This is a genomic window from Arthrobacter sp. NPDC080073, assembly GCF_040686575.1.
Lineage (GTDB): Bacteria > Actinomycetota > Actinomycetes > Actinomycetales > Micrococcaceae > Arthrobacter.
Genome location: NZ_JBFBKR010000040.1, coordinates 1 through 10,782, shown reverse-complemented (window position 1 = coordinate 10,782; position 10,782 = coordinate 1). Strand labels below are relative to the sequence as shown.

General features: G+C 62.1%; 14 protein-coding genes. 7 read left to right on the top strand and 7 right to left on the bottom strand.

The features are described from left to right. The first annotated feature begins 159 nt into the window (after window positions 1-159). Entirely contained in the window at window positions 160-915 is a 756-nt protein-coding gene (locus AB0O52_RS23120; protein ID WP_364542908.1) for a metalloregulator ArsR/SmtB family transcription factor, read from the top strand. Window positions 916-943: 28 nt separating this feature from the next. Here AB0O52_RS23120 and AB0O52_RS23115 read toward each other — a convergent pair whose 3' ends face one another. From AB0O52_RS23115 to AB0O52_RS23105, 3 genes are all read right to left on the bottom strand, one after another. Beyond that, window positions 944-1,297, bottom strand: a complete 354-nt coding sequence (locus tag AB0O52_RS23115) for a GNAT family N-acetyltransferase (protein WP_364542891.1) — start codon at window positions 1,295-1,297, stop codon at window positions 944-946. A 116-nt stretch (window positions 1,298-1,413) separates the two neighbouring features. Next, window positions 1,414-2,220 (bottom strand): glycosidase, encoded by an 807-nt coding sequence (locus AB0O52_RS23110; protein WP_364542894.1) that lies wholly within the window; start codon window positions 2,218-2,220, stop codon window positions 1,414-1,416. A gap of 180 nt (window positions 2,221-2,400) precedes the next feature. Further along, window positions 2,401-3,423: an adenosine deaminase gene (locus AB0O52_RS23105; protein ID WP_364542897.1), complete on the bottom strand. Its 1,023-nt coding sequence runs from the start codon at window positions 3,421-3,423 to the stop codon at window positions 2,401-2,403. Window positions 3,424-3,564: 141 nt separating this feature from the next. On the opposite strand from AB0O52_RS23105, the gene AB0O52_RS23100 reads away from it, so the two are divergent. Then, complete coding sequence (locus tag AB0O52_RS23100; RefSeq protein ID WP_364542899.1) at window positions 3,565-4,470, top strand: MSMEG_6728 family protein; 906 nt, start codon at window positions 3,565-3,567, stop codon at window positions 4,468-4,470. Window positions 4,471-4,488: 18 nt separating this feature from the next. Continuing rightward, on the top strand, window positions 4,489-4,887 hold the full coding sequence (locus AB0O52_RS23095) for a DUF1622 domain-containing protein (RefSeq protein WP_364542902.1): 399 nt from the start codon (window positions 4,489-4,491) through the stop codon (window positions 4,885-4,887). A gap of 87 nt (window positions 4,888-4,974) precedes the next feature. On the opposite strand, the gene AB0O52_RS23090 is transcribed toward AB0O52_RS23095, so the two are convergent. Beyond that, window positions 4,975-5,148, bottom strand: coding sequence for a hypothetical protein (locus tag AB0O52_RS23090; RefSeq protein ID WP_364542905.1), 174 nt, complete (start codon window positions 5,146-5,148; stop codon window positions 4,975-4,977). Between the two features lie 486 nt (window positions 5,149-5,634). On the opposite strand from AB0O52_RS23090, the gene AB0O52_RS23085 reads away from it, so the two are divergent. Beyond that, window positions 5,635-5,808, top strand: coding sequence for a hypothetical protein (locus AB0O52_RS23085; protein WP_364542905.1), 174 nt, complete (start codon window positions 5,635-5,637; stop codon window positions 5,806-5,808). 87 nt (window positions 5,809-5,895) lie between these two features. Here AB0O52_RS23085 and AB0O52_RS23080 read toward each other — a convergent pair whose 3' ends face one another. Together AB0O52_RS23080 and AB0O52_RS23075 are read right to left on the bottom strand one after the other, a co-directional pair. Continuing rightward, window positions 5,896-6,294 carry a DUF1622 domain-containing protein gene (locus tag AB0O52_RS23080; RefSeq protein ID WP_364542902.1) on the bottom strand — a complete coding sequence of 133 codons (399 nt, stop codon included), beginning with the start codon at window positions 6,292-6,294 and terminating at the stop codon, window positions 5,896-5,898. Window positions 6,295-6,312: 18 nt separating this feature from the next. Then, entirely contained in the window at window positions 6,313-7,218 is a 906-nt protein-coding gene (locus AB0O52_RS23075; protein ID WP_364542899.1) for an MSMEG_6728 family protein, read from the bottom strand. A 141-nt stretch (window positions 7,219-7,359) separates the two neighbouring features. Between AB0O52_RS23075 and AB0O52_RS23070 the strand changes: the two genes are divergently transcribed. From AB0O52_RS23070 to AB0O52_RS23060, 3 genes are all read left to right on the top strand, one after another. Beyond that, window positions 7,360-8,382: an adenosine deaminase gene (locus tag AB0O52_RS23070; protein WP_364542897.1), complete on the top strand. Its 1,023-nt coding sequence runs from the start codon at window positions 7,360-7,362 to the stop codon at window positions 8,380-8,382. 180 nt (window positions 8,383-8,562) lie between these two features. Then, window positions 8,563-9,369: a glycosidase gene (locus tag AB0O52_RS23065; protein WP_364542894.1), complete on the top strand. Its 807-nt coding sequence runs from the start codon at window positions 8,563-8,565 to the stop codon at window positions 9,367-9,369. Between the two features lie 116 nt (window positions 9,370-9,485). Next, complete coding sequence (locus AB0O52_RS23060) at window positions 9,486-9,839, top strand: GNAT family N-acetyltransferase (RefSeq protein WP_364542891.1); 354 nt, start codon at window positions 9,486-9,488, stop codon at window positions 9,837-9,839. Window positions 9,840-9,867: 28 nt separating this feature from the next. Here AB0O52_RS23060 and AB0O52_RS23055 read toward each other — a convergent pair whose 3' ends face one another. Then, complete coding sequence (locus AB0O52_RS23055; protein ID WP_364542908.1) at window positions 9,868-10,623, bottom strand: metalloregulator ArsR/SmtB family transcription factor; 756 nt, start codon at window positions 10,621-10,623, stop codon at window positions 9,868-9,870. Between the last annotated feature and the right edge of the window lie 159 nt (window positions 10,624-10,782).

Here is a 10,782-nt window from a genome sequence, read left to right as displayed (position 1 = left end):
AATCCGGCGTGCCATGGTTCACACCCCCGCCCCACGTCGACCCCCGCCAAACACCCAGACGCAACCACCACTTCAGACCCACCCGGACATAAACCCACCCAGGGCGAAGACCGTCCACATCCGTTGACATGTGACCAAATGGTCACCTATTCTGAATCCATGGACGCCGTCTTCAAGGCACTCTCCGACCCCACCCGCAGGGATCTGCTCGACGAGCTCTTCCGCGAGGACGGGCAGACGCTGGGCGCGCTTGAAGCTCGGTTCGACATGACCCGTTTCGGGATCATGAAGCACCTCAAGATCCTTGAGGAGGCCGGGCTGGTTGTGACCCGCCGTCGTGGTCGCGAAAAGCTCCATTACCTGAATCCGGTACCCATCAGGCTCGTCCACGACCGCTGGGTGAGCAAATATGCAGAACCATGGGCCGCTGCGTTGAGCGACCTCAAAACCAGATTGGAAAGTCCCGTGGAAAAGATCTTCGAAATCTACATCAAGACCACGCCGGAGCGGCTTTGGGAAGCCATCACGGACAGCGACACCCGCAGCAAGTACCAGTTCGGCAATACCCACATTGCCGACTGGACACCGGGCGGGCACTACGAAATGCACAATCCCAAGGCCAACGGAATGGTCCTCGGCGAAGGCGAAAACGTGGAGGTCGATCCCCCGCGCAGGCTCGTCCAGACCATGCGCGCGCTATGGGGCGAGGACGTCAAAGCCGAGGGCACATCACGTGTCACCTGGGAGATCGAACCCGTCGGCGACTCCTGCCACCTGACCGTCACCCACAGCGACCTTCGCGAAGGCGGCAACGACCAGATCTACGGCGGTTGGCCGATGATCCTCTCCGGCCTCAAGACCTGGCTGGAGACCGGCGAGGTACTCACAACTCCGGGCTCATTGATGTATTCATGAGGCTCGACGGCGGGGCCGCCCGCCGCTTTCAGGCCTTGGCAGCCGGAGCGAGGGCCGCGTTGAGGTACTCCAAATGCACCAGCGTCGGGGCGGTCACGTTCGCCGCGAATTCCGGGTGCTTGGTGAGGAACTTCTTGATGAAGGGGCACACCGGCACGATTCCGAGTCCCTCGCCCACTGTCTCCTTGAGGGCCACTTCGGCGAGCCTGCCCGCAAACCCTTGTCCGCCGTATTCCTCGTTGATCACGGTGTGGTAGAAAATCCGCTGGGGGGACCCGCCGTCGTCGTACGCCTTGTACGCGGCCTTCCCGATCACGTGTCCATCAGCAAGCACCTCGAAGCGCTCGCGGTCGACGTTGTGGCGGAAGGTGGCATCGGTCATCGCTAGCTCCTCGAATAGGTCCTGTTGACCTACCCTAACCTCGGAGCCGGCACGCTTTGTTCCCGGGCTTTCTCCAAGTCGAAATTTGGACTTGGGGAAAACCCGGGGAACTGCTGCTAGGCCGTGACGATATCGTGCGTGGCGTGGTCGTACGTGAAGGTGATCTTGCCGCCGTCGTGGTGTAGCTCGTGGTTGGCACCGTCGCGCACGCCGAACGCGCCGTAGTTCTCGTCCCACGAGCGGTTGAGCGCGATCTTGTAGGTGTAGAAACCGGCAGGCAGCGTGGCGGCGAGGGTCCACACCTTACGACGGGAATTGAACTTCATCTGCACTTCGTCGTACTGCGGAGCCCAGTCCTCCGGCGCGCCGAGAATCCTGTTGAAGTCACCAGCGATCGCGACGGCGGCCGGTTGCTCGAGCTTCTCGACGGCGGCAGTCGCTTTGGGTGCGGCAGCTTTCTTAGGCGCTGCTTTGGCGGCTGCCTTCGCTACAGGTGCCTTTTCTGCAGCGGGAGCCTTCTTTGCTGCCGGCTTCCTCGCGGCGGCCTTCTTGACGGGGGCCGTGGGAAGTGGAGTGTCTGCAGGGACGGGGGTGCCTTCGGCCAGCGCCGTGACGAACTCATCCGGCTTGGCGAACGCGACCGTGGCACGAAGCCCGTCGTCGGTGATGGTCCAGCCCGAACGGCCCTTGACGAGCCAGCCGGCCTTGACCAGCTTCGCGGTCTCGGTGGTCAGGCTCTTGTGGCCGCGTGGAATGCCTCCACTGAGCAGCTCACTTTCGTACTCATCCAGCGGGACACGGACAATCGCCTCTGCCAGGATCTCGCCGGCATTCAACGACTTCTCGGACCACGTTCCCTCGGCCAAGACGTCCAGGACGGTCTTGAGGCGGGCACTGCTTTTTTCGACGGTGGACTTGGCCACTGGGTCTCCTTCAACGGCGAACATTCCTTCAGCAGTCTGCCAATATTCTGTAAATTCTGGCGACTGTTCCAGGTAAACAGCGTGTGTCGTGACCCACTATTACGTCCAAACGACGGCAATTGATGGGGCGCTCTCGGGTACCGGTCAGTAGCTCACGGTTGGAGTACTCTCTTATCTCCCCTACTGCCCTGAAGCCTTCTCCCATTCCGAAACCTCAGCCAACAGTTCAGCCTTCCGTACCTCGTCCGCGAACGATGAACGCACGGAGTTCGCGGCCAGGCGCGCTCGGTCCCCGACAGAGAACCCGTGCACGGCGACAAGCTGCTCGAAATTGTCGTCCACGTAGCCGCCGAAGTACGCGGGATCGTCCGAGTTCACGCTGACATTCAGCCCGGCTGCCAACATCCCGGGCAAAGGGTGATCGGCCAGGGTGTCCACGGCACGCAGCCTGACGTTCGATAGCGGACATACCGTCAGCGGAATCTGTTCGGCCACTAGCCGCTCCACAAGTGCCGCATCTTCCATGCAGCGGATGCCGTGATCGATCCTTTCGGCGCCGAGCAGATCGAGGGCCTCGTACACATAGGAAGCCGGCCCTTCCTCTCCCGCATGCGCGATCCGTCGCAGTCCGGCCTCTGCCGCGCGGCGGTACAGCCGCTCGAACTTCGACGGCGGATTGCCCACCTCGGCCGAATCGAGGCCGATCCCGGCAATCGGGGCCTTCATCGCAAGAAGCTGTTCCAGAACCTCAAGTGCAGATTCCTCGGGCATGTCCCTCAGGAACGCGGCAATCAGGAGCGTCGAGACGCCGAACTCTTCCACCGACGTCGCGAGTGCGGACGCCACACCGTTCACGCACGTCTCCAACGCCACCCCGCGCGAGATGTGAGCCTGCGGATCCATCATGACCTCGACGTGCCGCACGCCACCGGCTGCGGCGCGTGCCAAGTAAGCCCTGGTCATGTCCGCAAAATCCTGCTCGGTGCGCAACACGGCCATGTTGGCGTAGTAGAGATCCAGGAATGACTGCAGGTCCGTGAACTCGTACCGCGCGCGCAGCTCGTCCAAATCCGCGTACGGAAGCTCAATCCCGTTCCGTTCCGCGAGCGCGAAAATCAGCTCGGGCTGAAGTGTCCCCTCGATATGTAGGTGCAATTCGGCAACCGGGGGTGCCGCCGTCGTCGTTTCGCCAAAAGTTTCCACCCGACAAGAGTAGGACGAATACTGAACGCGCCCCATTTGGACGCCCGGCAAAGCGGGGTTCAGGGCCCCGATAGCACAAGCGAGGGGAAGACCACACCGCCTCAACTTGGATCTACGCCGTTGGCCCCCCAAACTGAAAGGATGCAGACCTTCCTCCCGTTCCCCGATTTCAAGCAAAGTGCTGCCGTCTTGGACACCGCAAGGCTTGGCAAGCAGCGTGTCGAAGCACTGCAGATCCTCCGCGCACTCGTGATCCCCGAGTTCGGCCGGCCCTCCCACCCCGCTATCCGCATGTGGATGGGCTACGTTCCCGCGCTCACTCTCTACGGCCTGGCCATGGTGGACGAATGGGTCGCCCGAGGCAATCCGGACAACACCCGCGCCAGCATCACCGAGTTCGCACCCCAGGCAGCCCACCCGGACTATGCCTCCAAGATCCCGATGCCACCGTGGTTGGGCGACGCCGATTTCCACCTGAGCCACCGCTCCAAGCTGCTCCAGAAAGAGCCACGCTTCTACGCCGAGCTCTTCCCGGACACTCCGAAGGACCTCGAGTACCTCTGGCCCGAGCCCCGGCACGAATTCATTCCCGAAGACCCCTACGACGACTTCATCTGGGTGCTTCGCGCCCCGGTGAGCGACGTTGACCCCGAAAAGATCGACAAAGTGGGGATGCCGGTAGCAGGCAAGGCCAAGGCCGCCAACAGCGATGGCGACGGTTACCAATTCGTGTACGCCTCGGAAACGTCCCGCCGGCCGGGCAAGACCGCCCGCAAGGCCCCGAAGCAGCTGGTGAAGAAGCCCACCCGCAACCGCCAGCGCCAGGACGAGGCCTTCCGGACGCTCCCCGGCAACACGCCTGTCCTCGTCCCCGTCGAAGGCGGTGCCAAGTTTGCCCTCGGCAAGGTCCTCGGCCGGCCGATCACCCTGGAAGACGGCCGTTTCGGTCGCAACTTCGAGGTCACCAAGATCATCGACCGCACGGACTTCGACTACCCGGCGTTGTTGCAGGATCCGCGGGCGTTCTTCCCGATCCCGGCACCGTAGCCTTGCACAAGGGGACTCATGGATTTCCAGCAAATCATCGAAGCTGTCGGCCGATACATGGACTTCGCGGGAGTCGCCGTGATGGTTGTGGGCGCCATCGCGTCGGTCCCTCTTGCCATGCGCCGTTACAAGCCCAAACGCCTGCCGGCAAGCTCGGCGCCCCTTTCGGTGTACCGCTCCTACAGGCAGCTTCTGGGACGATCCATCTTGCTTGGCCTCGAGTTTCTGGTGGCCGCGGACATCATTCGTACAGTAGCAGTCACCCCCACCTTTGAGAGCGTGGGGGTGCTGGCGGTCATCGTGCTGATCCGGACGTTCTTGAGCTTCTCCATCGAGCTTGAGATCACCGGGCGTTGGCCGTGGCAGAAGGCCCCCGCCCCAGGCTCGGAAGCCCACCCGGCATTACCGACTTCGTGACGCACGAGTAGCTCGCTCGCCCCCACTGCGCCGCTCGGGTTCCCGAGGCAGGGAGCCCGGGCCCCGCCGTCGTTTTCGTCGTTGCGGCTACTTATCCTGCCGACGGATGAGCGCCCGGATAACCAAGATCTCATAGGCCACCAAGGCGACAACCCAAATGTAGTCATACCAGCGGGCGTCGAATCGAACAAGCAACGCCAGCAGACCAAGCGTTGCAACCAACTGGGTCGTGACGATGGCCAACCAAGGCGTGGTTTTCACCTTATCCACAGGAAATGATCACCCCTCCTGCCGAGAAAAGGACACCCGCACCGTAGGCTGCCCAACCTTCCCAATGCCATTTCTCTCCCCTTTGAGTGGTAGCAAGTGAGTGACCATCGTAAGTTGCTTTTGTTGGAGGAAAGTTGCGACTGGGTACTGCTAGTGCAGAATTGAGTGTTGTTTGGCGGAAAAATGAGTACCGGCGCAGTCAAAATCGTGGGTGCGGGCCGACAGCTGCGTTCCGGAACGCAGCTGTCGGCCCGCACCCACGATTTTGACTGCGCCGGTACTCATTTTTCCGCCAAACAACACTCAATTCTGCACTAGCAGTACCCAGTCGCAACTTTCCTCCAACAAAAGCAACTTACGATGGTCACTCACTTGCTACCACTCAAAGGGGAGAGAAATGGCATTGGGAAGGTTGGGCAGCCTACGGTGCGGGTGTCCTTTTCTCGGCAGGAGGGGTGATCATTTCCTGTGGATAAGGTGAAAACCACGCCTTGGTTGGCCATCGTCACGACCCAGTTGGTTGCAACGCTTGGTCTGCTGGCGTTGCTTGTTCGATTCGACGCCCGCTGGTATGACTACATTTGGGTTGTCGCCTTGGTGGCCTATGAGATCTTGGTTATCCGGGCGCTCATCCGTCGGCAGGATAAGTAGCCGCAACGACGAAAACGACGGCGGGGCCCGGGCTCCCTGCCTCGGGAACCCGAGCGGCGCAGTGGGGGCGAGCGAGCTACTCGTGCGTCACGAAGTCGGTAATGCCGGGTGGGCTTCCGAGCCTGGGGCGGGGGCCTTCTGCCACGGCCAACGCCCGGTGATCTCAAGCTCGATGGAGAAGCTCAAGAACGTCCGGATCAGCACGATGACCGCCAGCACCCCCACGCTCTCAAAGGTGGGGGTGACTGCTACTGTACGAATGATGTCCGCGGCCACCAGAAACTCGAGGCCAAGCAAGATGGATCGTCCCAGAAGCTGCCTGTAGGAGCGGTACACCGAAAGGGGCGCCGAGCTTGCCGGCAGGCGTTTGGGCTTGTAACGGCGCATGGCAAGAGGGACCGACGCGATGGCGCCCACAACCATCACGGCGACTCCCGCGAAGTCCATGTATCGGCCGACAGCTTCGATGATTTGCTGGAAATCCATGAGTCCCCTTGTGCAAGGCTACGGTGCCGGGATCGGGAAGAACGCCCGCGGATCCTGCAACAACGCCGGGTAGTCGAAGTCCGTGCGGTCGATGATCTTGGTGACCTCGAAGTTGCGACCGAAACGGCCGTCTTCCAGGGTGATCGGCCGGCCGAGGACCTTGCCGAGGGCAAACTTGGCACCGCCTTCGACGGGGACGAGGACAGGCGTGTTGCCGGGGAGCGTCCGGAAGGCCTCGTCCTGGCGCTGGCGGTTGCGGGTGGGCTTCTTCACCAGCTGCTTCGGGGCCTTGCGGGCGGTCTTGCCCGGCCGGCGGGACGTTTCCGAGGCGTACACGAATTGGTAACCGTCGCCATCGCTGTTGGCGGCCTTGGCCTTGCCTGCTACCGGCATCCCCACTTTGTCGATCTTTTCGGGGTCAACGTCGCTCACCGGGGCGCGAAGCACCCAGATGAAGTCGTCGTAGGGGTCTTCGGGAATGAATTCGTGCCGGGGCTCGGGCCAGAGGTACTCGAGGTCCTTCGGAGTGTCCGGGAAGAGCTCGGCGTAGAAGCGTGGCTCTTTCTGGAGCAGCTTGGAGCGGTGGCTCAGGTGGAAATCGGCGTCGCCCAACCACGGTGGCATCGGGATCTTGGAGGCATAGTCCGGGTGGGCTGCCTGGGGTGCGAACTCGGTGATGCTGGCGCGGGTGTTGTCCGGATTGCCTCGGGCGACCCATTCGTCCACCATGGCCAGGCCGTAGAGAGTGAGCGCGGGAACGTAGCCCATCCACATGCGGATAGCGGGGTGGGAGGGCCGGCCGAACTCGGGGATCACGAGTGCGCGGAGGATCTGCAGTGCTTCGACACGCTGCTTGCCAAGCCTTGCGGTGTCCAAGACGGCAGCACTTTGCTTGAAATCGGGGAACGGGAGGAAGGTCTGCATCCTTTCAGTTTGGGGGGCCAACGGCGTAGATCCAAGTTGAGGCGGTGTGGTCTTCCCCTCGCTTGTGCTATCGGGGCCCTGAACCCCGCTTTGCCGGGCGTCCAAATGGGGCGCGTTCAGTATTCGTCCTACTCTTGTCGGGTGGAAACTTTTGGCGAAACGACGACGGCGGCACCCCCGGTTGCCGAATTGCACCTACATATCGAGGGGACACTTCAGCCCGAGCTGATTTTCGCGCTCGCGGAACGGAACGGGATTGAGCTTCCGTACGCGGATTTGGACGAGCTGCGCGCGCGGTACGAGTTCACGGACCTGCAGTCATTCCTGGATCTCTACTACGCCAACATGGCCGTGTTGCGCACCGAGCAGGATTTTGCGGACATGACCAGGGCTTACTTGGCACGCGCCGCAGCCGGTGGCGTGCGGCACGTCGAGGTCATGATGGATCCGCAGGCTCACATCTCGCGCGGGGTGGCGTTGGAGACGTGCGTGAACGGTGTGGCGTCCGCACTCGCGACGTCGGTGGAAGAGTTCGGCGTCTCGACGCTCCTGATTGCCGCGTTCCTGAGGGACATGCCCGAGGAATCTGCACTTGAGGTTCTGGAACAGCTTCTTGCGATGAAGGCCCCGATTGCCGGGATCGGCCTCGATTCGGCCGAGGTGGGCAATCCGCCGTCGAAGTTCGAGCGGCTGTACCGCCGCGCGGCAGAGGCCGGACTGCGACGGATCGCGCATGCGGGAGAGGAAGGGCCGGCTTCCTATGTGTACGAGGCCCTCGATCTGCTCGGCGCCGAAAGGATCGATCACGGCATCCGCTGCATGGAAGATGCGGCACTTGTGGAGCGGCTAGTGGCCGAACAGATTCCGCTGACGGTATGTCCGCTATCGAACGTCAGGCTGCGTGCCGTGGACACCCTGGCCGATCACCCTTTGCCCGGGATGTTGGCAGCCGGGCTGAATGTCAGCGTGAACTCGGACGATCCCGCGTACTTCGGCGGCTACGTGGACGACAATTTCGAGCAGCTTGTCGCCGTGCACGGGTTCTCTGTCGGGGACCGAGCGCGCCTGGCCGCGAACTCCGTGCGTTCATCGTTCGCGGACGAGGTACGGAAGGCTGAACTGTTGGCTGAGGTTTCGGAATGGGAGAAGGCTTCAGGGCAGTAGGGGAGATAAGAGAGTACTCCAACCGTGAGCTACTGACCGGTACCCGAGAGCGCCCCATCAATTGCCGTCGTTTGGACGTAATAGTGGGTCACGACACACGCTGTTTACCTGGAACAGTCGCCAGAATTTACAGAATATTGGCAGACTGCTGAAGGAATGTTCGCCGTTGAAGGAGACCCAGTGGCCAAGTCCACCGTCGAAAAAAGCAGTGCCCGCCTCAAGACCGTCCTGGACGTCTTGGCCGAGGGAACGTGGTCCGAGAAGTCGTTGAATGCCGGCGAGATCCTGGCAGAGGCGATTGTCCGTGTCCCGCTGGATGAGTACGAAAGTGAGCTGCTCAGTGGAGGCATTCCACGCGGCCACAAGAGCCTGACCACCGAGACCGCGAAGCTGGTCAAGGCCGGCTGGCTCGTCAAGGGCCGTTCGGGCTGGACCATCACCGACGACGGGCTTCGTGCCACGGTCGCGTTCGCCAAGCCGGATGAGTTCGTCACGGCGCTGGCCGAAGGCACCCCCGTCCCTGCAGACACTCCACTTCCCACGGCCCCCGTCAAGAAGGCCGCCGCGAGGAAGCCGGCAGCAAAGAAGGCTCCCGCTGCAGAAAAGGCACCTGTAGCGAAGGCAGCCGCCAAAGCAGCGCCTAAGAAAGCTGCCGCACCCAAAGCGACTGCCGCCGTCGAGAAGCTCGAGCAACCGGCCGCCGTCGCGATCGCTGGTGACTTCAACAGGATTCTCGGCGCGCCGGAGGACTGGGCTCCGCAGTACGACGAAGTGCAGATGAAGTTCAATTCCCGTCGTAAGGTGTGGACCCTCGCCGCCACGCTGCCTGCCGGTTTCTACACCTACAAGATCGCGCTCAACCGCTCGTGGGACGAGAACTACGGCGCGTTCGGCGTGCGCGACGGTGCCAACCACGAGCTACACCACGACGGCGGCAAGATCACCTTCACGTACGACCACGCCACGCACGATATCGTCACGGCCTAGCAGCAGTTCCCCGGGTTTTCCCCAAGTCCAAATTTCGACTTGGAGAAAGCCCGGGAACAAAGCGTGCCGGCTCCGAGGTTAGGGTAGGTCAACAGGACCTATTCGAGGAGCTAGCGATGACCGATGCCACCTTCCGCCACAACGTCGACCGCGAGCGCTTCGAGGTGCTTGCTGATGGACACGTGATCGGGAAGGCCGCGTACAAGGCGTACGACGACGGCGGGTCCCCCCAGCGGATTTTCTACCACACCGTGATCAACGAGGAATACGGCGGACAAGGGTTTGCGGGCAGGCTCGCCGAAGTGGCCCTCAAGGAGACAGTGGGCGAGGGACTCGGAATCGTGCCGGTGTGCCCCTTCATCAAGAAGTTCCTCACCAAGCACCCGGAATTCGCGGCGAACGTGACCGCCCCGACGCTGGTGCATTTGGAGTACCTCAACGCGGCCCTCGCTCCGGCTGCCAAGGCCTGAAAGCGGCGGGCGGCCCCGCCGTCGAGCCTCATGAATACATCAATGAGCCCGGAGTTGTGAGTACCTCGCCGGTCTCCAGCCAGGTCTTGAGGCCGGAGAGGATCATCGGCCAACCGCCGTAGATCTGGTCGTTGCCGCCTTCGCGAAGGTCGCTGTGGGTGACGGTCAGGTGGCAGGAGTCGCCGACGGGTTCGATCTCCCAGGTGACACGTGATGTGCCCTCGGCTTTGACGTCCTCGCCCCATAGCGCGCGCATGGTCTGGACGAGCCTGCGCGGGGGATCGACCTCCACGTTTTCGCCTTCGCCGAGGACCATTCCGTTGGCCTTGGGATTGTGCATTTCGTAGTGCCCGCCCGGTGTCCAGTCGGCAATGTGGGTATTGCCGAACTGGTACTTGCTGCGGGTGTCGCTGTCCGTGATGGCTTCCCAAAGCCGCTCCGGCGTGGTCTTGATGTAGATTTCGAAGATCTTTTCCACGGGACTTTCCAATCTGGTTTTGAGGTCGCTCAACGCAGCGGCCCATGGTTCTGCATATTTGCTCACCCAGCGGTCGTGGACGAGCCTGATGGGTACCGGATTCAGGTAATGGAGCTTTTCGCGACCACGACGGCGGGTCACAACCAGCCCGGCCTCCTCAAGGATCTTGAGGTGCTTCATGATCCCGAAACGGGTCATGTCGAACCGAGCTTCAAGCGCGCCCAGCGTCTGCCCGTCCTCGCGGAAGAGCTCGTCGAGCAGATCCCTGCGGGTGGGGTCGGAGAGTGCCTTGAAGACGGCGTCCATGGATTCAGAATAGGTGACCATTTGGTCACATGTCAACGGATGTGGACGGTCTTCGCCCTGGGTGGGTTTATGTCCGGGTGGGTCTGAAGTGGTGGTTGCGTCTGGGTGTTTGGCGGGGGTCGACGTGGGGCGGGGGTGTGAACCATGGCACGCCGGATT